The following is a 22,225-nucleotide window of genomic DNA, read 5'->3' as shown; positions in this document are numbered from 1 at the left end:
GTTAGGCTGCCCGGTAGGGCTGGTAGCGGGGCCGCCAGCTCAGGGTGGAGAGGGCTTCCTGCAAGGCTTCATCATCAAGGGCAGGGCAGAGCTGTTCTTCCTGGGCCTGCCGGGCTACGGCGTGGGCAACCTTCAGGGCGACATCATGAATGGTCTCAATGGGGGGAAGCAGGTTGCTGCCCCCGGTCTGCATCGGGGAGAGGGCTGCAACAGCCTGTGCTGCAGCCATGATCATCCCCTCGCTGATGTTTTCTGCCTTGCAGGCCAGCGCCCCCAGCCCAAGACCGGGGAAGATGTAGGAATTGTTGGTCTGGTCAATGATGATGCTGCGGTCATCAAGTTCAACCGGGGAGAACGGGCTGCCCGTGCTGACGATGGCCCGTCCGCCTGTCCATGTCAGAATGTCCATCGGAGTGGCCTCGACATGGCTTGTCGGGTTGGAGAGAGGGAAGATGAGGGGATGGGAGCAGTATGACGCCATCTCCCGGATCATGGCTTCCTTGAAGAGGCCCGCCTGACCGGAAACACCAATGAGGATGGTCGGGTGATTCTTGCTGATGACCTCCGCCAGAGTCCGGCCCTGTCCATTCTGGGCTGTTTCATCCTGCCGGGCAAAGAGGGCCTGCCCTTCGCTCAGCCCGTCCATGTCATGGGTCAGCAGGCCTTGGCGGTCCACGATATAGAAACGCTTCAGGGCCTCTTCCTGCGACAGCCCTTCGGCCTTCATGGCGGCAAGGAGAAGCCCGGCAATGCCAATACCCGCCGCACCGCCGCCTGCAAAGGCAATGCACTGCTGCTCCAGTGTTTCGCCTTTGGCCTTCAGGCCGCTGAGGATGGCAGCCGTGGCAATGCCTGCCGTGCCCTGAATGTCATCATTGAAGCTGGGTATACGGTTCCGATAACGCTGGAGAAGTGGTGCGGCATTGCGTCCGGCAAAATCCTCCCAGTGCAGCAGGCAGCCCGGCCAGCGCGCCTGAAGGGCCGTTACGAATTCCTCGATGAAGTCTTCATAGTCCTGCCCTCTCAGGCGGGGGGTGCGGCTGCCGATATAGGTAGGGTCATTGCGGAGGGCGACGTTGTCCGTCCCGACATCCAGCATGATGGGCATCATCAGGGCTGGATTGATCCCGGCGCAGGCCGTGTAGAGGGAAATCTTGCCAATGGGGATGCCCATGCCATTGGCTCCCAGATCGCCCAGCCCGAGGATGCGCTCACCATCCGTGACGATGACAAGGCGGATGTCGTCATTGGGGATGGCAGCCAGCCGACCTGCCATGTGCCCACGGTCCGACCCGGAGAGAAAGAGCCCCCGTGGTTTCTGCCAGATTCTGGAGAACTCCTGACAGGCCTGCCCTACACCCGGTGTGTACACGACAGGCATGAGCTCCGTGAGATACTTCTGCAACAGGGCATAGAAGAGGGTCTCGTTCGTGTCCTGTATGGCACGGAGGCGAACATGCCGGTCCAGCATGTCCGTTTCACTCATGATGTTTTCATAGGCCTGTGCGACCTGCTCTTCCAGCGTGTGGATGCCGGGTGGAAGGAGACCATGCAGCCCCAGGGCCGTGCGTTCTTCCCAGGGGAAGGCGGTGCCCTTGTTCAGGAGGGGATCATTCAGCACTGCCATGCCACGCTGGGTGACGGGATGGGAAGATGGCGTAGCGGACATGGGTATGATCCTCCGGAATCATGCAGGCTGGAAAACGGGGCAGATGATAGGCTCATGAAGGGTGAAAAGGAACCCGCCTTCAGTCTTTGTGGAGGTGCAGCCACCGGTCTCCGGCAAAGCGGAACTGGGCAAAGATGAACCCTACGGCCAGTCCTGCCAGCATGAGCAGAATCAACCATGGGGAGAAGGGGGCGAAGAGCTGGGGAAAAAGCAGCCGGGTGAGGCCAAGGACCAGCGCCAGACCGCAGAGAGAGAAGAGCAGGACCTCCCGTTTCACAGGGCCATAATGTTTTTCGGCCCGGCAGTGCGGGCAGACACTGGCCGTGTTCTGTAGCGGCTGATGGCAGCAGGGGCAGGCACTCATGCTGCGTGGGGGCAGGCTTTGCGGGGTGCTGTCCAGACGGGTGGCCGCACTGCGTGTCAGGCGGGGGAGTGGACCGAGTTTCATGGCTGTTGGCCACTCTGGGAAGTGGATGATGGTGTCATGGTGCTGGCCGGTGGGCTGATGGGCGAGGTCCTGAAGGCGGATGCTGGAATCTGGCTGGCAGGCTGCGGTCCGAAGAAGGGCTGGCCATTGATGGCATAGAGCAGCAGGGCCAGCAGGGGGATGAGCAGCAGGGTGGCAAGGCCGATGATCTTGTGGGCATTGCCTGCACCGGAGAGGCTCTGGGGCGGGGTGGAGACATGGTTGACGATCTCCCGCTCCGTCTCGATGCGGGCTGCATCATAGGGCTGTTTTTCCAGCAGGCCGGCCTTCCGGTCCCGTTCCAGCGAATCAAGCCGACGTCTGTAGAGGGACAGGGTGGGGTCGTCCGTCTGGCTGGAGACCTTCATCCGCAGGATGAGGCTGAGGCCGATGGGCAGCCCGATGAACAGGCAGATGAGGGCAACGATCAGCAGTGACATGGGTCAGTCCTTTTTCAGCAGGCTGTCCAGAGTGCGGCGTTCTTCCGGTGTGAGGGGTGCCGGTGGCGGAGCGGGACGGTACCAGAAACGGCAGGCCAGAAGCAGGGCCACCATGAGGCCGAGCAGGGGCATGAGCCAGAGCAGCGCCGTGGCTGGCGAGAAGGCGGGGCGAAGCCGGATGAATTCTCCGTATCGCTGGACCATCCAGGCCCTGATCTCTTTTGCCGTATGTCCCTGCTGGAGCTGCTGGCGGACAGCATGGCGCAGGTCCCTGGCCAGAGGGGCAGAACTTTCCTCGATGCTTTCATTCTGGCAGACGAGGCAGCGGAGCTGCTGGCCGATCTGCTGTGCCTTCCGCTCAAGAGCCGGGTCAGACAGCATTTCATCCGGCGTGTCCACGGCCAGACAGGTCGGGCTGACGAGAAGCAGCAGGAGCAGGGTGACGGCCAGCCTCATGGTGCTGCCTCCAGATGCGGAACGACACGGGTCTGGTAGACCGCCTCCGTCAGGCCACCCGTTCCATGCCAGACAATCCGTCCGCCCACCTGCGGGTCAGGCATGATGAGAAAGGCTTCCGGCACGCCGGTCACGCCCCATTCAATGGCGGCCTGTCCATCCTGATCCAGACCAAGCCGGGTGAAAGGCTGGCCTGCCCGTTCCAACCAGCGGGAGGCACTGGCGGGCTGGTCTTTGTAGCAGAGGCCCCAGAGGGCCAGCGGTGCATCACGCTTCTTCCGGGGAGCGGCGAGGGAGGCGGCAAGCTGGCTGATGAACGGGATTTCTTCCACGCAGGGCAGGCACCATGAGGCCCAGACGGACAGCAGGACCGGCTGCGTCATGGTTCTGAAATCTTCCCGGGTCAGCCTGGCCTGTCCGGGCAGGGAGGAGAGGGCGGGGAACTCCGGCACGGGCTGGCCCGTCAGCGGGGTGTTGATGGCTCTGGGATCAAACTGCCCCCGATCCAGTCCATGAAGCATCCTGATGAATCCAAGTCCCAGCCCGGCAGCCCCCAAGACGGGCAGGGCGGCCAGAAGATGGCGGCGTGTCAGCGGCATGATCTGAGCTCCCCTTCCACCGGTTTCGGACGCCGCCGTGAGGGGAGCAGATGCAGCCCCCCGCCAAGGGCCATGATGATGCCGCCCAGCCATATCCATGAGGCCAGAGGATTTTCATGCAGGCGCAGGATGGCACTGTAATGGCTCTGCCCCTGTGGGTCACGCTCTTCCTTCACGCTGCCAAGGGCAGCATAGAGGTCTTCCAGCGGGCGGTGGAGGATGGCGACATGCAGTGTACGCTGCCCCTGCCGGGGGAAGAGGCGGATCTCTGGCGTCAGTTCGGTGAGAACCGGCCCGTGGGCATCGTGATGGCGGATGGTCAGGTGTGCTTCCACGGCCTCATAATTGGGGCCGTGATGGGCGGTCAGGGCGGTCAGTTCCCAGTCCCGCCCGGTCAGCGTGGCATGGGTGCCGGGTCTGGCCTCTATGAGGCATTCCTGGCTGCCCGCCATGCCGCAGAGACCGAGGATGGTCACCCCCACGCCGACATGGGCCAGGCTGGCGGCCCATAGACTGCGGGGCAGGCGGTGCAATTGGCGGCTGCCTTCAGGCAGGCCACGCAGACGGAGGATCAGGTCACAGAGGGCGGCGCTGATGACCCACAGGGCCAGCAGGGCCGACAGGGCCGCCAGTGGTGTGGGGAACAGCCAGAAGGCGGGCAGGATGTTTCCGGCCGTGATGAGCAGGGCCGGGGCCAGACGGGGCAGGAGCCTGTCCGCTCTGGTCTGTCGCCATGGCAGGGCCATGCTCACCCCCATGACGGCCAGAAGTGGCAGGGTGAGCGGAATGGTCGTGGCGTCAAAGAAGGGTTTGCCAACGGAGAGGGTGCGGCCAAAGAGCAGCTGCATGAAGGGGGGGTAGAGCGTCCCCGTCAGCACGACGGCGCAGAGCGTGCAGAGCAGGATGTTGTTGAGCAGCAGCGCACTCTCACGGGAGAGGGGCGAGAAACCTGCCTGCGGGGTGGGCAGGGCAGGAGCACGGATGGCGAAGAGCAGCAGGCTGCCGCCGCCATACAGGCCCAGAAGCCCCAGAATGAACAGCCCCCGGGCCGGGTCGTTGGCGAAGGCATGGACGGAATTGAGAATGCCCGACCGGACGAGGAACGTCCCGGAGAGGGAAAAGGCAAAGGTGGCAATTGCCAGCAGCAGGCACCAGACGTGCAGCAGATTGCGTTTCTCCACGACCAGAACGCTGTGCAGCAGGGCCGTGCCCGTCAGCCATGGGATGAGGGCGGCATTTTCCACCGGGTCCCAGAACCAGTATCCCCCCCATCCCAGCACGGAATAGGACCACCATGACCCGAGCGTGATTCCCAGCGTCAGCAGGGCCCAGGCACTGATGACCCACGGGCGCATGTGGCGGGCCCAGAGCGCATTAGCCCTGCCGTCCAGCAGTGCACTGATGGCAAAGGCGAAGGGCACGGCAAAGCCGACATAACCGCTATAGAGCAGCGGGGGATGCACGGCTAGGCCGGGGTCCTGAAGGAGCGGATTCATGCCCATCCCGTCGGCCGGAACGGGCCAGAGCCGCAGGAAGGGGTTGGAGGTCGTCAGGCAGAAGAGCTGGAAGCCAGCTCCCACCAATCCCAGCAGGGCCAGAAGCCGTGCCCGCAGGCGGAGGGGCAGCCCTTCCGGCCGGGCGGCACTCTGGCCGGGGAGAAGGGCCAGCCCTGCACACCAGAGGCTCAGCAGCGTGACCCAGAGCAGGAGGGAACCCTCATGATTGCCCCAGAGACCGGCGATCTTGTAGGCCCACGGCTTATTGATGGCCGAGGTTTCGGCAATGAGTTTCAGGGAGAAATCATTGCCCAGAGAGGCGGTGACGAGGCAGGTCCATGCAAAAAGCAGGGCAAGGCACTGGCTGAGGGCCAGAGGGCGGGCCAGGGCCGTCAGGGGGCTGTCCGTCCGGCGGAGACCGGCCAGCGGCAGGACACCCTGCATGAGGGCCAGGGCACAGGCCAGAGCCAGCGCAAAATGCCCGCCCTCGGGGCAGAAGATGGTGGCCAGCATGGTCATGTCACGGTGCGGCCCCTGGCCCGGGAGGCGTGTCCGGGTGGGGCACGGTCATGCTGTTCCAGTCGGCGGCATTGGGAGGAGGGCCGAAACGGGGGTCCCACCGGCCACTTTTCTGGAGAGCATCGGCAACCTCTTTGGGCATGTAGGTTTCATCATGCTTGGCGAGAACCTCGCTGGCGGTGAAGCCGTGGCCATCATACCGGCCCAGAGCCACCACGCTCTGCCCTTCCCGGAACAGGTCCGGCAGGATGCCCCTATACTGCACGGTGACGGCAGCCTGCCCGTCCGTCACGTCAAAGCGGGCCTCTGGCGTGTCGTCGGAGGCCCTGCCAGTATGGAGGGACCCGGCCACGACCATGCCGCCCAGCCGGATGGTCCGGGTTGGTGCCGGCGGATGGGCCAGCACCTGTGAAGGAGCCATGAAGAAGACGATGGTGCTGGAAAGCGCATTGAGAACCAGCCCGACCGCCCCACCTAGGCAGAGCAGGCAGGCCAGGATGATCCAGAAACGTCCGGCCTTGCGGCGGGTGAGGGGAAATGACGCAGACATACCGTTCCCGTTTAAAGGCACGAGGGCGGGCTGTTAATCCCTTTCCTGTCCGGCAGGCAGATTTGCCGTTTCCTGCTGGAGACGCTGCATGAGGGCAAGCCGCCGTTTGGCCCGGCGAAGGCGGAGCAGGCTGCTGCTGACCGTCACGGCCAGGATGACGATGACCAGCCCGTAGCTGGCCAGCACGAACCCCCAGTGCGGGGGCCAGAAGGCGGGTGCGGTCATGGTGAGATGTCCCGCAGGGCCAATGCCTGGGTGCGGCGCTCCAGCAGGGCGGCCCGGCAGCGTATGAGGAGCAGGGCCGTTCCCGTCAGTGTAAAGCCTGCCGTGCAGACGAGCAGGGGCCAGAACATGCTCATGGCCATGGTGGGGGCACCGGTCAGGGTGATGCTGTCGGGCTGGTGCAGGGTGTTCCACCACTGCACGCTGAACTTGATGATGGGCAGGTCCACCACACCGGCCAGAGCCAGCAGGGCAGCGGCCCTCTGGCCCCGCACGGGGTCGTCAAAGGCCCGGATGGTCAGGATGTGTCCGAGATAGAGGAAGAACAGCACAAGCATGGAGGTCAGCCGGGCATCCCAGACCCACCATGTCCCCCAGCCCGGCTTGCCCCAGAGCGACCCGGTGATCAGGCACAGGGCGGCGGCCGTGGCTCCCAGCGGTCCGGCTTCGAGGGCGACGATACCGGCCAGCGGATGCCGCCAGACGAGGGACAGAAGCCCGCAGGCAGCCAGCAGCATGTAACCGGCAGAAGCCAGCCACGCCATGGGGACATGCAGATACATGATGCGCACCGTCTCGCCCTGCTGCCAGTCTGCCGGGGCGAAGCCGAGGCCCCAGATCAGACCGGCAGCCAGTACCGCCAGCCCGACAAGCAGGCAGGGCAGGGCCATGGGGCGGGTGACATGCAGGAATCGGGCCGGGCTGCCTGTCCATCGTCCGGATGGTGCGGGGTAGGTGGAAAAAGACATGGGGCAAGTATGGCGGCTTCACGGAAAGAAGAGAAATGAAAAATGGTGTCATCATGGCGGCAGACGTTCCGGGAAGCTCCCGCTTTGAAAAAGCTTCAAAGTCAGGCATTGTAGAGTGGCTGGCCACACACGATATGGCCGTGGACAGATGGAGCGGAAAAACCGGGAGTGCCGCCCCGGAAAACAGGGAGATTGTGACGCATGGCCTTCTGGCTGATCAAATCGGAACCGGCCTCTTTCTCATGGGATGAGCAGGTGAAGAATGATGTCGAACCGTGGACCGGCGTACGGAACTACCAGGCACGCAACAATCTTGCCGCCATGAAGTGCGGGGACAGGGCCTTGTTCTACCATTCCGTGACGGAAAAGCGCATCGTCGGTGTGGTCGAGGTCGTGCGGGAAGCCTTTCCAGACCCGACGGCGGATGATCCCCGCTGGGTCTGCGTGGACGTGAAGGCCGATGGAGCCTTTCGCTCCCCCGTCGCGCTTGCGGAGATCAAGGCGGACCCGGCTCTGGAAAGCATGGCATTGCTCAAGCAGTCCCGCCTTTCTGTTGCCCCGGTGACAGAGGAAGAATTCGCCTATCTGACCCGCAAGGGCCAGTGGGAAAAAGCGCAGTAACGATGGACCCGGCCCCCTGCTGTGGTGGCCCGCTCTGGAAATGAGGAGATTCAGACCATGACGGAACAGCGTAAGGACCATGTGCCCAGTGCGAGTTTCCTGTCCCATGATCTTGATGCAGAAGCCCTGTCCCAGCTCCATGCCGTGCTGGATGGGGTGGAGAAAGGTCGGGGCACGCTGGCCCGTCTGGGTGACCTGATGGGTGGTGCTGTGGGCCGGGCAGCCCATATGGGGTTGCAGGGCCTGTCTCTGGCGCCGGGCCTTCAGGAAAAACTCCAGAAGCTGGCCAGTTCTGCGCTGGACCAGGCCTACCGTCTGGCCATTCTTGGTCTGGACCGCAAGGCAGGTGGGGCCGGGGCACGGCGTGAGAATCTGATCCAGGCCGCCGTGGCGGTTTCCGGTGCGGCGGGTGGTTTTGGTGGCTTTGCCAGCATGGTGCCGGATGTCGGGTTCACCACGCTGGCCATCATGCGGGAGATTGCCGCCATCGCTCAGGAAAATGGTGAAGACCTGCGGAGCGAGGAGACACGCCGGGCCTGTCTGGAAGTCTTCGCCCTGCGGAGCATGGGAGAGCAGAAAGGCGAGGGGGAGCTGGGCTTTTTCGCTGCCCGTGGCCTGATGCGTGGCCAGCCGCTTGTGATGCTGATGGCCGAGGTGGCGGGACATTATGGCATGGCCCTGTCCCGCAAGCTGGCAGCCCAGATGGTGCCGGTAGCCGGGGCTCTGTGCGGGGCGGCCATCAACTCGGCCTTCCTTGCTCATTATCGGGCTCTGGCCAAGGCCCATTTCACCATCCGCAGGCTGGAGCGCCTGCACGGGGCTGCTGTGCGGGATGCCGCCGAGGCGTATCGAGGTCGCAGCGCAGAAGCGTGAGCAGGGCTGTCTGCACGGCTTTCAGAGGGGCGGACTCCGGCAGGGGCCGCCCCTCTGTTTTTCTGTCCGGGTGGCGTTTTCAGCGTGGGGCCATGCGGTAGAGCTGATACAGCTCCAGTGGTCCGAAGACGAGAATACCCATGAGGGCAAAAACGCGCACGACACCCATGAGGGGAGTCAATGCAGGCCAGACCAGCTGAAGAAGGAAGGACAGGGCCAGTGCGATCGTATAGATGTAGGTCTGCGATGAAGGGCGTGAGGGAGACTGGCTGGACATGATTCGGCTTCTCTGTAGGGAAAGATTATCTGATGGAGCCTATCACATCTGACCTGCTTCTGCGTGCTTATGGGGAAGGTCTGTTCCCCATGGCACCGGATGGGCAGAGCGATGAGCTGGAATGGTTCTGCCCGCAGGAGCGGGGGATCATTCCCCTGGAGGCACCAGCCCTGCCCCGGCGGCTGATGCGGACCGTCATGGCCGGGCAGTACCGCCTGTGCAGTGATGAGGATTTCGATGGCATGATGCAGGCCTGCGCCCGCCTGACGCCCTCCCGGCCGGAAACATGGATCAGCGGGCGCATCCGCCAGCTTTATGGCGAGCTGCACCGTCTGGGCCATGCCCATTCCGTGGAGGTCCGGGACAGGGAGAGCGGAGCGCTTCTTGGGGGGCTCTATGGTGTGTCCCTGCATGGTGCCTTCTTCGGGGAGAGCATGGTGTCCCATGTGCGGGATGCGTCCAAGATAGCGCTGGTACATCTGATGGCGGCCCTGCGGCAGGGGGGATATGGCCTGCTGGATACGCAGTACGTCACCCCGCATCTGGCCAGTCTTGGCTGTGTGGGAGTGCCCTTTGCGGCTTACAGGCAGCAGCTTGCGGCGGCCATGCAGCAGCCTGCCCGATGGCCTGGAGATGTCAGCCTTGCTGCTCTGGGGCCGGAACTGGAGGCCATGGTGCAGGGCTCTGCCGGGCGGGCAGAAAGGTAACCAATTTCTCTCTGGCCCTGCTGTCATGGTCTGATATGCTTCTGCCCGTTTGCAGGCTGGGCGGTGTCCGGCGCCGGTCATGGATGGAGATGGAGGAAGACGTGCGGATGCAGTGGTGTATCAGGGAAGTCATGCCGGGGCGGGATAAGGTCGTGCGGCGGGCCGGGGGGACAGTGCTGGCGGCCCTTGGGGCTGCCGTGCTGGCCTGTGGCATTGCCGAAGCCGCTGCGCCAGCGGATCATCCCCCTCTGGCACCGATGCGGGATGCCGTGGTGACCTACCGGTTCCAGACAGAAGTGCTGCCGGGCAAGGGGAAGGGAGCCGGGCCGGAGCATCAGGTGGCGGTTTCTTTTGCTGCTTCGGGTGACCGGCTGCGGATTGATCCTGATGATGGGCAGAGCGCCACCATTCTGGATCGCCCCAACCAGATCATGACGCTCGTCAGCATGCAGGAGAGGCGCTACATCCAGTTCCGTCCCATGCATGGGCTGCACAATACGTTCCTGCTCAGTCTGGATATGACCTACCATGCTGGCGGGATGAAGCAGATTGCTGGCGTGCCTTGCCGGGAATGGGCCATTGAAAGCCCTCGTGGCAAGGCAACGGCCTGCGTGACGGAGGATGGCCTCATCCTCGCCGAGGATGGTGTGGATGCTGATGGTCTTCAGGGCCATCTTCAGGCCGTGTCCGTGCGGTATGAGGACATTCCGGCAGACCGTTTCCAGCCGCCTGCCGGGTTTCAGAGGGTCAGTCCCTTCCTCAAGGGCAGGCCGGCATCCCAGCCGGCACAGGCCCGTCCCGTTCCGGATGCTCCACTGGATGGTACGGCGCATGGTGCCGCCCGTACCGGGGGTGAGGGCAGCAGCGTGCCGGATCAGCCACACAGCCCTGATGATTCGGTGGGAGATGGCAGTGTCTCCCATGGTGACCAGCCCAACAGTGCGGAGCAGTAAAAGCATGACACAGGCAGAAAAGGTTTCAGGTTCCGGTGAGGGGCTGGCCGTGGGGGCCCCGGTGCCCGATTTCGATCTGGCGGGGATGGGCCCCACAGGCGAGGAGAGGGTGAGCAGCCATGCCCTCCGCGGGCAGCCCTATCTTCTGTATTTCTATCCACGGGCTTCCACGCCGGGCTGCACCACTCAGGCCTGCGATCTGCGTGACCATCTGGCCGAGCTGCGTATCCCCGGTGGGGATGGTCTGCGTGTGCTGGGTGTCAGTCCCGATGGTGTGGGAGCACTGGAAAAATTCATTCTGAAACAGGCGCTCAGCTTCACCCTGCTGTCAGACCCCGATCATGCATTGGCCGAAGCCTATGGCGTGTGGGTGAAGAAGAAGCTCTATGGGCGGGAGTTCATGGGGATTGAGCGGAGCTCCTTTCTGGTCGATGCGGAAGGGCGTCTTGCTGCTTTCAAGCGGAAGGTCAGCCCCGCCAAGCATGTGGCATGGGTGCAGGAGGCTCTGTCCCGGCTCTGACAGCCGGTTTCCGCCAGTCTCCGGTCTGTTCCGGGCAGCCGCTCTCCTGTTTTTCTGTTTCAGGACATCACGGGATGTCTCTTTATCCGGGGTATCGTGGACATGACATGGCAGACAATCCTGCGCCGTGTGGCCTTGGGGCTTCTGGTGCCGCTGGTGGGGCTGCTGCTGGCGGTGGCCCTGCTGTTGGGACGGCTGGCCCAGGGGCCTCTGGATGTGACGGGGCTGTCCCATCGTTGGGGAGGGGCCCTGACCCATGCTGGTGGGGGGCGTCTCCACTGGGAGCGCATGGCCCTGTCGTGGAAACCCGGAAAGAACGGTCATTCGGCCAAGATTCTGCTCAGCCTTGAGGGTGTCCGGTATCGTGCCCTTCCAGAAGGCGGGGGGGCTGATGAGGTGGCTGCCGAAGTGCCGGAACAGCAGCTTGATCATGTCGGGGTTGTTTTCCGGCTTGCGAGCCTGCTGCATGGGCAGGTGGGCCTGCGGTCGCTGGATGTCCGGGGGCTGCGCCTTGTGGCGTTCCGGGATGCGGAGGGTCATGTCAGCCTGGGCGGTGTGAAGCCCGGGGCGCAGCATCCGGGTGGAGGCACTCTGCCACCTCTGGCTGCCATCATGCCCTGGCATCTTGATCTTCAGGATATCAGGCTGACCATAAGGGATGAGACGGCACCGGATTCTTCGCTCATTGTAACCCTGCCGGAACTGAAGGCGGATCATGACAGGCAGACCGGCTGGCAGGGGCGGATGGAGGCGTCCCTCCAGGGGGGCGGGCTGGGTGCAGGGCAGGAGGAGGCCACGGTCCATCTGGCAGGTGACATGGCTCCCGACGGAGCGGCACGGACACGCTGGCAGCTGACTGTTTCTCCGGTCCGTTTTCCGGCTCTGGCGGCCTGGCTGCCGCTGTCGCCAGCCGGGAAAAAAGGCATGGGCATCCCGAACATGCCTCTGGCGTTTCATCTGGAAGGGATTCTGGAGGGGCATGGACTGGTCGGCCATTTTGCTCACATGGCAGGGGAGGTGGACGCTGGAGCTGGCGAGATTGACCGGCCTGGCCGCATTCCGTTCCGTCTCTCATCGGGGAAGGTATCGTTCCATCTGGACCCTGCGGAGGCTGGCCAGCAGGCCCCCCTGGTTCTGGCATTGCATACGGAGCTTGCGGCACTGGACTCCCTGGGGCGGACGGTCCCTTTCATCATTGATGCCCATGGGCGGCTGGATCATCTGGACAGGCCAAAGGATGTGGAGCTGTTGGTGGATGGCCATGTGCCAACATTCGATTTTGCCACATTGGCGAGTGTCTGGCCGGATGGCACAGCCCGTGGAGCCCGTCGCTGGATGACCACCAACATGACGGCAGGGCGTGGTGAGAATCTGCGTCTTCAGCTTGATTTTACCAGCAATACCGGTCTCGACGGGTTGGATGTCAGGGCGCTGGGGGGTGAACTGACAGGCCATAGCCTGAGCGTGACATGGATGGAGGGTATGCCACAGGTCACGGGGGAGGATGCCTACGCCCATTTTGTGGATGATGACCGTCTGCTGATCGACGTGCAGCATGGTCATCTTGCGGATGGTCGAGGGGGCTCGGTGACCGTACCGACGGGGCATATTGTTCTGAGTGATCTGCTCAAGCGGGAGCAGACAGGTGAATTCTCGCTGGGGATGGAAGGACCCCTGTCAGCTTTTGTGGCGGTCCTTTCCTATCCACGGCTCAATCTGCTGTCCCGTCATCCGGTCAATCCAGCCAATACGGGCGGGATGCTGAAGGGCACGCTCTCGCTGAAGCTGCCGCTCAACAGTCACCTTCTGATGAAGGATGTGGGATATGGGGCAGAGTTTGATTTCCAGAACATCTTGTTCGCTCTGCCGTCCCTGGGGCGGATACAGCAGGGGAATGGGCACTTTTCGGTCAATGAAGCCGGACTTGCCGTGAAGGGAGGTGCCCGGTTCCGTGGCGTGATGATGACGGGCAGCCTGTTCGACAGTTTTCAGGCCAATGTGCCGGGACGCCTGATGTTGAAAGCAGATCTGCAGGCCTCATTGGGGGCAAAGGAGTTGCGCAGTCTCGGGGTTCCGGCGGGGCTGGCGCAGGACTCCATCATGCAGGGCAGTGGCGTGGGGCATGTTGTCTACAGCCAGTACGGTGGGGGCCCCGGCCATAGTCGGGGGACTGCCTCGGTGCAGGTGGACCTGAGAGGTTTGGGTGTCCGGGCCCGTTTCTGGCACAAGCCTGTTGGTGTCCCTGCGGGCTTGCAGGCAGGAGTGACATGGCAGGATGGGCAGATGATCCGTCTGGATGATGTTCGCGCCCATGGTCCCCAGCTGGCCCTTCAGGCAGAAGGGCGCATGAGGTCTGGTCAGCTGGGAGGGATCAACCTCACCCATTTCCAGTTTGGACGGACGAGCGGCAGTGCCGTGATGGACTGGCCGGTGCGGGACGGAACGGCGGATGACCGGCGGTACCAGATATCCGTGCAGGCCAGTACTCTGGACCTGACCCCCTGGTTCGGGCATCCGGCCACCGGAAAGTCACGCTCACAGCCTATTCACCCCGTGGAGAAAAAGGTCAGACGGGCACCCGGCAGCGCCAGCCAGGCATCCATCCTGCCGGAGGGGATATGGGCTATCGGGTTGCGGGCTGACAGGGTGATCTATGGAGCTGAACAGACAGCCAGCCATGTGTCAGCCAACCTTCGCTGGGCAGCGCAGCGGGTGCAGGGGGCTTTCCTGCATGTGGCCCAGCCGTCCCTCACGTTTGATCTCGCACAGGATTCCAGACGGATAGGCGTGCTGGATGTAAGGCTCATTGCTGCTGATCTGGGCAGGATTCTGGCGTCTCTTGGTGTGTATGGCCAGCTGGCTGGTGGCACGGTGGACCTCCAGGGCCATTGCCAGCCCGTGGCGGCCGATGCGCATGTGACCAGTGCCGAGCGTACCATGGGGCTGGGACTGGGGCTGCCGCCCTTTGATGGCACGCTGGCCGTGGACCATCTGACGCTGAAAAATCCGCCGACGGCTCTTGTCATTGCCACGCTGGCTGCCCCTCTGCATTGGGGGCAGATTTCCCGCAAACAGTTTGAAGATGTCCAGTTGCGGGCGTCCTTCCGGGTAGCGGGGGAGCGGCTTGATCTGGCAGAGGCGCGGGCCGGCAATGCCATTCTGGGGGTGACGATGAAAGGGCAGATGGATTTCGGGCAGGCCATGATGCAGATGCAGGGCACCATCTCGCCATTCTTTGGGATCAATCAGGCTGCGGGCAGTTTTTTCGGGGCCCGGAAGGGAAGTGGTATCATGGCCATGACCTACAGGCTGGATGGCAGTTTGGCCAAGCCACAGATGCATGTTAACCCTTTCTCCGCCCTGCTGCCCGGTGGGCTGCGGCGTCTGTTCGAATGAGAGGCTGCCGGGTCTGGCAGTGGTGGGAAAGGCAGGAGGGATGATGATGTCGGATATCATGCCGGATCTCTTTGGGGGTTCCTCATCGGGTGGTGTTTCCCGGCATGAGGAGGGGGCACGCCGGTCAGAGGCCTCTCCGTCACGCCGTGCTGCGGGCACCCAGCCGCTGGCGGACCGTCTGCGTCCGCAGTCATTGGATGAGGTGCAGGGGCAGGTCCATCTTCTGGGGCCGGAGGGTACGTTGACCCGGATGCTGGGAAGCGGCCATCTGTCCAGCCTGATTCTCTGGGGTGGGCCGGGATGCGGCAAGACAACCATTGCCCAGCTGCTCGCCGAACGGGTGGGACTGTTTTACACGAAGATTTCCGCTGTTTTTTCCGGTGTGGCGGATCTGAAAAAAGCCTTTGATGAAGCCCGCCGCAAGGCTGAGGCCACCGGGCGTGGCACGCTGCTCTTCGTGGATGAGATTCACCGCTTCAACCGGGCGCAGCAGGATGGCTTTCTGCCCTATGTGGAACGGGGAACGGTCGTGCTGGTGGGAGCCACGACCGAGAATCCGTCCTTCACGCTGAACTCCGCCCTGTTGTCACGCTGTCAGGTTCTTGTCCTGCACAGGCTGGATGATGCTGCGCTGGAGCAGCTTCTTGTGCGGGCCGAAACGGCCACGGAGCGGACCCTGCCCCTGACGGATGAGGGCCGGGCCTCCCTGCGGGCCATGGCGGATGGGGATGGGCGCTATCTGCTGAACATGGTCGAGCAGCTTCTTTCCCTGACGAAGGATGGAACCCGCCCGCTGGGGCCGGAGGAGCTGGCCCGGTCCCTGTCCCGGCGGCCTGTCCTGTATGACAGGGACCGGGACGAGCATTACAATCTGATTTCCGCTCTGCACAAATCCCTGCGGGGGAGTGACCCTGATGCGGGACTTTACTGGTTCGCCCGCATGCTGGAAGGCGGGGAAGACCCCCGCTACATTGCCCGCCGTCTCGTCCGCTTTGCCAGTGAGGATATTGGCGAGGCTGATCCGACCTCCCTGCCGTTGGCACAGGCCGGAGCGATGGCTTATGAGAGGCTCGGCTCTCCAGAGGGGGAGGTGGCCCTGGCGCAGGTTGTGGTCCATCTGGCGGTCGCCTCCAAGTCCAACGCAGTGTATCGGGCTTATAATGAGGCCAGGGCATTGGCGAAGCAGACGGGCAGCCTCATGCCTCCGGCCCATATCCGCAATGCTCCGACAGCCCTGATGAAGGAGCTGGGTTACAAGAAGGGCTACGAATACGATCATGACTGCGAGGATGGTGTTTCCGGCCAGAACTACTTCCCCGACGGCATGGAACGGGTGACGCTTTACAGGCCGGTCGACCGTGGATTTGAAGAAAGAATCAGGAAACGGCTGGACATGCTGGCGCAGAAACGGGCATCTCGCCAGTCATGAGTGTTGAGAATCGTATTGTCAGCGAAGATGAGGCCGATCTGCGTCTCGACCGCTGGTTTCGCCGTCATTATCCCAACCTGACACAGGGCGGGTTGCAGAAGCTGTGCCGCAAGGGGCAGGTGCGGGTTGATGGAGGGCGGGTGCAGCCCAATAAAAGGCTCAATCCCGGCCAGAGCATCCGTATCCCCCCTCTGCCGGACCAGAGCCGCCCGGCCCCGCCGCCACCGCCCAACCCGGAACTCGTCCAGCAGCTGCGGGACATGATCCTTTATGAGGATGACCATCTCATCGTGCTGAACAAGCCGTCCGGTCTGGCAACACAGGGTGGCCCCGGCATCACCGTACACGTGGACATGATGCTGGAGGGGCTGAGGCCGGAGGGAGGCGACAAGCCCCGCCTCGTGCATCGCATTGACCGTGATACGTCCGGCATCCTGCTGCTGGCCCGCACGCCCGGTGTGGCAGCAAAACTGGCAGCGGCCTTTCGGGGGCGTGAGGTGAGCAAGACCTACTGGGCGGTGGTTGTCGGGCGGCCCAGCCCTGCTGAAGGTGTGATCGACCAGCCTCTGGCCAAGGTCGGGGCCGGGGGTGCCTCGCTTATCGTGCCTGTCTCCCGTGGGGAAGAGGATGCGATGAGTGCCAAGAGTTCCTACGAGACGCTGGATGCCACAGGCAAGCGTTTCAGCTGGCTGGCCCTGTCCCCCTGGACGGGGCGGACGCACCAGCTGCGTGTCCATACGGAGAGTCTGGGCACGCCCATTCTGGGTGATCCCCGCTATGGGGGCGAAACGGCCCATGTGGAGGGTTTCCCGGACAGGCTGCACCTCCATGCAAGGATGCTGGAGTTCCCTCATCCGGCGGGGGGAAGGTTGCAGGTGGCGGCTCCCTTGCCGCCCCATATGCGTGAGACGTTCCAGACGCTGGGTTTCATTGCTGGTGACACACCAGCACCACGCCGGACACGGTGAAAGACTGACAGGGACGGCTGGCCCTTTGCAGGGGGACTTGGCCGCCTGAGAAAACGAGGACACAGGCAGATGAAAAAGCTGGCAGCAATCCTGATCGGGCTGGTGGTGGTGGTGACAGGCGTGAGCCTTGCTCCGCAGTTTCTGATAGACCAGAACAGGCTGCGGCAGCGTGTCACGGAGGCCTTCCAGCAGCAGACGGGGCTGGAGCTGAAGATGGGGGAAACGTCCTTCCAGCTGCTGCCATGGCCGTCTTTTCAGGCAACAAATGTCGTACTGACAAGACCGGGCTGCACGCCCTTCGTGGCGGCCCGGTCCGTCCATGCGGACCTGTCTCTGCTGGCGATACTGAACCGGGAGATTTCCTTTCAGGAATTCACGGTGAGGGGCGCGGGCATCATGCTGCATCGGGCCAGCGAGAAACAGTGCTCCACGTGGCTCCCTGTAATCTCGCAGGATCAGAGGGTCGCAGCGCCTGTGGCCGGTGATGCCGTCACCCCCCGCTGGAAGGTCAGCTTCGGAGGGCTGCATCTGACTGATGCTGAACTCTCATGGCAGGATGATCTGTCGGACAGTCATGTCCCGGAAGGAGGCCACCTTCATCTGGCAAGTCTGGAGATGGCGGGCATGCGCAGTGTGAGCCCGTGGGTGGATCTGCGGGGCACATATGGGCACACGCCTTTTACGCTGCGGGGACGGCTTGGCCCTCTCCATCAGCTTCTCTCTGCGTCTGCCGGACAGAAAGACCCGTGGGCTTTCAGCCTGGGGCTGACGCTGGGGACCGGCGAGCACCAGGACCATGCCACGCTTGATGGCCTCATGCGGGACGCCCACCGGCTGAAAGGTGTGAATTTCACGCTGTCCGGTCGCTGGACATCCCTGCGGGGCCTGCGGCATCTGCTCTTACGGGCGATGCCGGTTGATCTGGGGCAGCTTGAGGGGACAGTCCGCTTCCACAGTGATGATGACATGGTGGCTGCCAGCAACGGAACGGACATGGCTCTGACGGATGCCCTGCTGCATCTGCCCCGGCGTCTGGTGCTGGATCAGGTTCATGCCCATTTGGGCAGTGCGACCCTGCCTGCGGGCATGTGGCATGTGGCGGCACCGCTGCAGCTGAGCGACATCCAGATTGATGCTGACAGTGCGCAGGCACCATTTGTCCTTCAGGGGCAGGCTGCCTGGGGGCGTTATGCCTGGCTGTTTCATGGTGAGGCAGAGAGTTTGCAGAAGGCACAGTCTGCTCTTTTGGGCCGCATCCCGGCATCTGTCGGGCTGAAGCTGAACGTGCAGGGGCAGGACAGAACATTATCCAGCCTGTTCAGCCGGGGTGATGCCGCCAGAACGGATGCCAGACAGGACAATGTGTCTTTCGACCTTCAGGGACAGGCCGGGCGGCAGGGCAGTACGCTGGCTTTTTCCGGCCAGGCAGCCCTGTTCCAGTTTCCTGACATCAGGGGAATTCCGGGCCTGCTGGTGCATGATGGTCATGTGAAGGGGCAGCTTGTCTTGGGGCCGGTGAAGGATGCAGGCCTTTCTTCCCTGTCGCTTCAGGATGTGGTGTTTGACAGTCAGGAAGCGGGCGGAAACCTGTCGGCGGACCTGCCCATGCAGCCGGATGCGGGGCTTGTGGGCAAACTGCATCTGACCCATCTGGAGGGGGAGCGTGTCTCTTCCGCATCGCTCACACCTGCTGCCGAGCCGACAGTGCAGGCGGGGCCTGTGCCCGCTGCGGGCAAGGGAGAGCCCGGTGATGCTGCGCAGGCATCCCGGCCGCCAGAGGTGGCCCCCGCGGAAGGAAAGGCGTCTGAGACCCGGCTGACGCAGTGGTTCGGAAGCATGGCGGGGCGACCGTTCGATGTAGACATGACAGCAGATCAGCTCCATGTGGCAGGCATCGCCTATCAGGGGCTGCATCTGCATCTTCTGGGGCTGGGGGGGCGGTTGAGTCTTTCCGTGCTGGGAGGGAGCGTGCAGGACGTGCCGCTTGCTGGTGAGGTTGTGCTGGATGGCACGGCTGACCCTCTGCGGATGGGCATGAAGGCGCATCCATTCATTCTGCCGGCCAGCTGGGTACAGAGCCTGCTGGGGCAGCCTGTGATGTTTGAGGGACCTGTGCAGCTGGAAGGGGCTCTCGGGACGGAAGGCGCCCAGCCTGAGGCCCTGTGGCAGGCCCTGGATGGCCAGATGGGCCTGTCCCTTGTGGATGGCCGTGTCCAAAGGGAGGTTCTGGCACCATTGGCAGGCCCTGCGGCCAGTCTCCTCAAGCTGGGTTCTGGCACGATGGGGCTGCGCTGCTTTGCCGGGACGGCGACATTCGGGCATGGTCAGGCACATTTCAGTGACATGGCTCTGGAGGTGAAGCATCTTTCCCTCATCGGGCAGGGGACGATGAAGCTGGGTGACATGAGCTACACGTTCCAGCTCATGCCGCATGTCACGCTTGTAGGGGCGGATTTTTCCACACCACTGGCCCTTTCAGGGCAGAATGGCACGGTTCATATAGGAGCGCAGGACAAGGATCAGGCTGCTCTGGATACAGCCCGTTTTGGCAGTGATGCTTGTGCTCATGCTGTCCAGCAGGCTCGTGGCGGGCAGAAGGGTCTGGCCCTGCCTGCACGGGATGATGGCCATTCTGGCGGGGCAGGCGGGATTCTCCGGGCCCTTGGTCTTGGTGGCAACTGACAGGAAGGAAGGGCAGCGTCATGGCACAGTTGCACAGGCGTTTCTGGAAACAGGTGACAGTGGGGCCAGTCGGTGAGTCTGGCCAGCAGGGACCATTGCTGGATGGCAGGCCCGTGAAGCTGCCTGCCGGAACGGCCCTGGCCGTGTCATCTCCTGCTCTGGCAGAGGCTCTTGCGGAAGAATGGCGTCAGATTGCCGAGGGTGCCCAGTTCACCCCGGATGATCTGGTCCTGACCCGCATGGCGGGCAGTCAGATCGAGCGCATCCTGCCCGATCGTGCAGCGATGGAAGCCGCCCTGCACGCTTATGGCATTGATGACAATCTCTGCTACCGGAGTGTGGCGCAGGATGATGCCGTGACGGCCCGCATCCGGGCCTGGGCGGCGGAACAGGGACTGCATCCGGCCATGACGGATGGTCTCATGCCTCTGGAGCAGCCTGCCGCCTATGGCGAGGCCCTGACGCATTACCTGTCGCAGCTGGAGCCTGCCCAGCTGACGGCTCTGGGTGTCATGGTGCCCATCATGGGCAGCCTGCTTCTGCCGCTGGCTCTGGTGCATGACGTGGTCAGCTTTGACGAGGCCGTGCATCTTGCCCATGCCGACGAATACCGCCAGCTGGAAAAATGGGGCCACGACAGGGAACTTGCCACACTGCTTGAGAAGCGGAACACGGACATTGCCGATGCGCTCCGTTTCCTGCATCTGGCGCAGGGGCGGGTGAAAGCAGCCTGATCGGACAGGAAGCGTGATTTCATGGAACGGAAAAGCCCCTCCAGAACGGGTCTCTGGAGGGGCTTTTTCACGACTGGCCCTGCGGAAGGAGGGAGCGTCTTACTCCCCGCTGTCCGGCACCATGATGCTGACGGCAGCCGTGGCGGCGATGCCTTCTTCCCGCCCCGTGAAGCCCAGACGCTCGGAGGTCGTGGCCTTGACGGAAATGCGGCTGGGACTGACCTTCAGCAGTTCGGCAAGGCGGGCACACATGGCCTTGGCATGAGGGCCGATCTTCGGGCGCTCGCAGATGATCGTCAGGTCCGCATTGACCAGCATCCCACCCTTGGAGCGGATCAGCTCTCCGGCATGGATGAGGAAGCGGGCGGAATCCATGTCACGCCATTTCTCATCCGTGGGGGGGAAGTGACGGCCAATGTCGCCCTCATTCAGCGCACCATAGATGGCGTCGCAGAGTGTATGGATGCCCACATCGGCATCGGAGTGACCGGCAAGGCCCTTCTCATGGGGAATCTCGATGCCACAGAGGATGAGCTTGCGGCCCTCGGCAAAGGCATGAACATCATAGCCCAGACCGACACGGGGCAGAAGAACGGGAGCTTGCGCAGGCTGGGTCTTCTGGTCCTCAATTACACGTTCAAGCCGCATCAGATCCTCCGTAACGGTCAGTTTGATATTGTCTTCCGAACCCATGACGATCGCCACCTTGTGGCCTTCCGCCTCCAGCAGGCCGGCATCATCGGTCAGGGCGGTGCGGTGCCGGGCATGCAGGTCCCGCAGCAGCGGGAAGGAGAAGCCCTGCGGGGTCTGGGCACGCCAGAGGCCCTCCCGTGAGACCGTCCCGGTGATGAGGCCATTCTCCACCTTCTTCAGCGTGTCGCTGACAGGCAGGGCCGGGATGACACCTTCATGGGTCTCCAGTGCCTCAAGGGTACGGGTGATGACAGCAGCCGGGACGCAGGGGCGGGCCCCGTCATGCACGAGAACGACATCAGGCGGCTCGGGCAGTTTTGCCAGGGCCTCCAGTCCGGCCCGCACGCTGTCATGCCGTTCGGCTCCGCCCTCGACCGGGGGAAGGACATCCAGCCCTGCCAGGGCCTCGGGCAGGAGCGGGTCGCTGCCAACCGGCTGGAGGACATCGACATGCGGCAGCAGGGCCATGGCGGCGTGCCGGATGACCGGCTGCCCGGCCAGAAGATGGAACTGCTTGCTTATGCTGGCCTGTTCCTGCGGGGCACCGGCAGAGAACCGCCGCCCACGTCCCGCCGCCAGAAGAAGGGCGGCAATGCGTCTGTGTTTCGGGCGGGCATGAGGGGCGTTCAAGATGGCGGGTCCTTTTCTGCTGTCCGTCAGTGGGTCATGCCCATGTGATGGGGACTGTCCAGACTGAATACGGGCACGGTGACATCAAAACGATGGCCGCTGGCCGGGGTGACCATGTGGTAGAGGCCCTCCATGAAGCCGCTCGGTGTTTTGAGTTCAGCTCCGGATGTATATTGATAGCTGCTGTCTGGAGCAATGACGGGCTGCTCGCCCACCACGCCTTCACCATGCACGTCTTCACGCCCACCCCGATCATCCGTGATGGTCCAGCTGCGTGAGAGAAGCTGGATGCTCTCCTTGCCTCTGTTTTCAATCAGTACATGATAGAGCCAGACATAACGGTGTTCTTCCGGGTCGGAATGTTCATCAACCCAGAAAGGGCGGACATTCACGGTCACGTCGCCGGTATGGGCCGTAAAGGCGGGCAGGGACGTGATGGGCTCCATCTCGAGGGTTTCCGTCTCGGCCATCGGGCCTTCCGGGGGGAGGGAATTATCGGACATGGGCCTTTACTAGAATCATTATGGGGATTTGTCAGGTCATTCTGTCAGGAGCGGCGGATTTTCCCTTACTGGT

At 63.2% G+C, this 22,225-nt stretch carries 22 protein-coding genes; 10 read left to right on the top strand and 12 right to left on the bottom strand.

The features are described from left to right. Window position 1: 1 nt before the first annotated feature. From CO583_RS03910 to ccmC, 9 genes are all read right to left on the bottom strand, one after another. Window positions 2–1,669: an NAD-dependent malic enzyme gene (locus CO583_RS03910; protein WP_103765349.1), complete on the bottom strand. Its 1,668-nt coding sequence runs from the start codon at window positions 1,667–1,669 to the stop codon at window positions 2–4. 79 nt (window positions 1,670–1,748) lie between these two features. Further along, window positions 1,749–2,117: a hypothetical protein gene (locus CO583_RS03905; RefSeq protein WP_248630348.1), complete on the bottom strand. Its 369-nt coding sequence runs from the start codon at window positions 2,115–2,117 to the stop codon at window positions 1,749–1,751. Next, on the bottom strand, window positions 2,114–2,575 hold the full coding sequence (gene ccmI, locus CO583_RS03900; RefSeq protein ID WP_248630349.1) for a c-type cytochrome biogenesis protein CcmI: 462 nt from the start codon (window positions 2,573–2,575) through the stop codon (window positions 2,114–2,116). Before ccmI ends, CO583_RS03905 begins: the two co-directional genes overlap by 4 nt. Window positions 2,576–2,578: 3 nt before the next feature. After that, the gene (locus tag CO583_RS03895; protein ID WP_081562931.1) at window positions 2,579–3,031 is read right to left on the bottom strand and encodes a cytochrome c-type biogenesis protein; all 453 of its coding nucleotides are present in this window, start codon (window positions 3,029–3,031) and stop codon (window positions 2,579–2,581) included. Further along, window positions 3,028–3,630 (bottom strand): redoxin domain-containing protein, encoded by a 603-nt coding sequence (locus CO583_RS03890; protein ID WP_248630350.1) that lies wholly within the window; start codon window positions 3,628–3,630, stop codon window positions 3,028–3,030. The genes CO583_RS03895 and CO583_RS03890 overlap by 4 nt, the downstream gene beginning before the upstream one ends. Then, complete coding sequence (locus tag CO583_RS03885) at window positions 3,621–5,645, bottom strand: heme lyase CcmF/NrfE family subunit (RefSeq protein ID WP_248630351.1); 2,025 nt, start codon at window positions 5,643–5,645, stop codon at window positions 3,621–3,623. Before CO583_RS03885 ends, CO583_RS03890 begins: the two co-directional genes overlap by 10 nt. Before the next feature lies 1 nt (window position 5,646). Further along, window positions 5,647–6,195 (bottom strand): cytochrome c maturation protein CcmE, encoded by a 549-nt coding sequence (ccmE, locus tag CO583_RS03880; protein ID WP_052349160.1) that lies wholly within the window; start codon window positions 6,193–6,195, stop codon window positions 5,647–5,649. 33 nt (window positions 6,196–6,228) lie between these two features. Further along, the gene (gene ccmD / locus CO583_RS03875; RefSeq protein ID WP_249103166.1) at window positions 6,229–6,420 is read right to left on the bottom strand and encodes a heme exporter protein CcmD; all 192 of its coding nucleotides are present in this window, start codon (window positions 6,418–6,420) and stop codon (window positions 6,229–6,231) included. After that, window positions 6,417–7,166, bottom strand: a complete 750-nt coding sequence (gene ccmC / locus CO583_RS03870) for a heme ABC transporter permease CcmC (RefSeq protein ID WP_249103163.1) — start codon at window positions 7,164–7,166, stop codon at window positions 6,417–6,419. Before ccmC ends, ccmD begins: the two co-directional genes overlap by 4 nt. 201 nt (window positions 7,167–7,367) lie before the next feature. Here ccmC and CO583_RS03865 point away from each other — a divergent pair, with 201 nt between their 5' ends. Beyond that, window positions 7,368–7,787, top strand: a complete 420-nt coding sequence (locus CO583_RS03865; RefSeq protein ID WP_249103160.1) for an EVE domain-containing protein — start codon at window positions 7,368–7,370, stop codon at window positions 7,785–7,787. A gap of 57 nt (window positions 7,788–7,844) precedes the next feature. Continuing rightward, on the top strand, window positions 7,845–8,660 hold the full coding sequence (locus tag CO583_RS03860) for an EcsC family protein (RefSeq protein WP_043561605.1): 816 nt from the start codon (window positions 7,845–7,847) through the stop codon (window positions 8,658–8,660). Between the two features lie 79 nt (window positions 8,661–8,739). Here the strand turns inward: CO583_RS03860 and CO583_RS03855 are convergent, their stop codons facing one another. Continuing rightward, the gene (locus CO583_RS03855) at window positions 8,740–8,937 is read right to left on the bottom strand and encodes a hypothetical protein (RefSeq protein WP_248630354.1); all 198 of its coding nucleotides are present in this window, start codon (window positions 8,935–8,937) and stop codon (window positions 8,740–8,742) included. A gap of 32 nt (window positions 8,938–8,969) precedes the next feature. Between CO583_RS03855 and aat the strand changes: the two genes are divergently transcribed. From aat to CO583_RS03815, 8 genes are all read left to right on the top strand, one after another. Then, window positions 8,970–9,644, top strand: coding sequence for a leucyl/phenylalanyl-tRNA--protein transferase (gene aat, locus CO583_RS03850; protein WP_249103157.1), 675 nt, complete (start codon window positions 8,970–8,972; stop codon window positions 9,642–9,644). Window positions 9,645–9,679: 35 nt separating this feature from the next. Beyond that, window positions 9,680–10,597 carry a hypothetical protein gene (locus CO583_RS03845; RefSeq protein ID WP_156878838.1) on the top strand — a complete coding sequence of 306 codons (918 nt, stop codon included), beginning with the start codon at window positions 9,680–9,682 and terminating at the stop codon, window positions 10,595–10,597. A gap of 4 nt (window positions 10,598–10,601) precedes the next feature. Next, complete coding sequence (locus CO583_RS03840; protein ID WP_248630357.1) at window positions 10,602–11,117, top strand: peroxiredoxin; 516 nt, start codon at window positions 10,602–10,604, stop codon at window positions 11,115–11,117. A 102-nt stretch (window positions 11,118–11,219) separates the two neighbouring features. After that, window positions 11,220–14,513 carry a DUF3971 domain-containing protein gene (locus CO583_RS03835; RefSeq protein WP_248630358.1) on the top strand — a complete coding sequence of 1,098 codons (3,294 nt, stop codon included), beginning with the start codon at window positions 11,220–11,222 and terminating at the stop codon, window positions 14,511–14,513. 46 nt (window positions 14,514–14,559) lie between these two features. After that, window positions 14,560–15,942 (top strand): replication-associated recombination protein A, encoded by a 1,383-nt coding sequence (locus CO583_RS03830; protein WP_408902056.1) that lies wholly within the window; start codon window positions 14,560–14,562, stop codon window positions 15,940–15,942. Then, window positions 15,939–16,910 carry an RluA family pseudouridine synthase gene (locus CO583_RS03825; protein WP_192847982.1) on the top strand — a complete coding sequence of 324 codons (972 nt, stop codon included), beginning with the start codon at window positions 15,939–15,941 and terminating at the stop codon, window positions 16,908–16,910. The genes CO583_RS03830 and CO583_RS03825 overlap by 4 nt, the downstream gene beginning before the upstream one ends. 69 nt (window positions 16,911–16,979) lie before the next feature. Then, the gene (locus tag CO583_RS03820) at window positions 16,980–19,592 is read left to right on the top strand and encodes an AsmA family protein (RefSeq protein WP_248630359.1); all 2,613 of its coding nucleotides are present in this window, start codon (window positions 16,980–16,982) and stop codon (window positions 19,590–19,592) included. Between the two features lie 20 nt (window positions 19,593–19,612). Continuing rightward, a complete protein-coding gene (locus tag CO583_RS03815) occupies window positions 19,613–20,326 on the top strand; it encodes an ATP12 family protein (protein ID WP_103765341.1) in 714 nt (237 codons plus the stop codon). A gap of 99 nt (window positions 20,327–20,425) precedes the next feature. Here CO583_RS03815 and ispF read toward each other — a convergent pair whose 3' ends face one another. Both ispF and apaG read right to left on the bottom strand, forming a co-directional pair. Continuing rightward, window positions 20,426–21,649 carry a 2-C-methyl-D-erythritol 2,4-cyclodiphosphate synthase gene (gene ispF, locus CO583_RS03810; RefSeq protein WP_052349156.1) on the bottom strand — a complete coding sequence of 408 codons (1,224 nt, stop codon included), beginning with the start codon at window positions 21,647–21,649 and terminating at the stop codon, window positions 20,426–20,428. A 26-nt stretch (window positions 21,650–21,675) separates the two neighbouring features. Beyond that, window positions 21,676–22,152 carry a Co2+/Mg2+ efflux protein ApaG gene (gene apaG, locus CO583_RS03805; RefSeq protein WP_154981641.1) on the bottom strand — a complete coding sequence of 159 codons (477 nt, stop codon included), beginning with the start codon at window positions 22,150–22,152 and terminating at the stop codon, window positions 21,676–21,678. Between the last annotated feature and the right edge of the window lie 73 nt (window positions 22,153–22,225).

The sequence above is a fragment of the Parasaccharibacter sp. TMW2.1882 genome, from assembly GCF_023337635.1.
GTDB classification, from domain to species: Bacteria; Pseudomonadota; Alphaproteobacteria; order Acetobacterales; family Acetobacteraceae; genus Bombella; species Bombella apis.
This window is presented reverse-complemented; position numbering and strand designations above follow the sequence as displayed.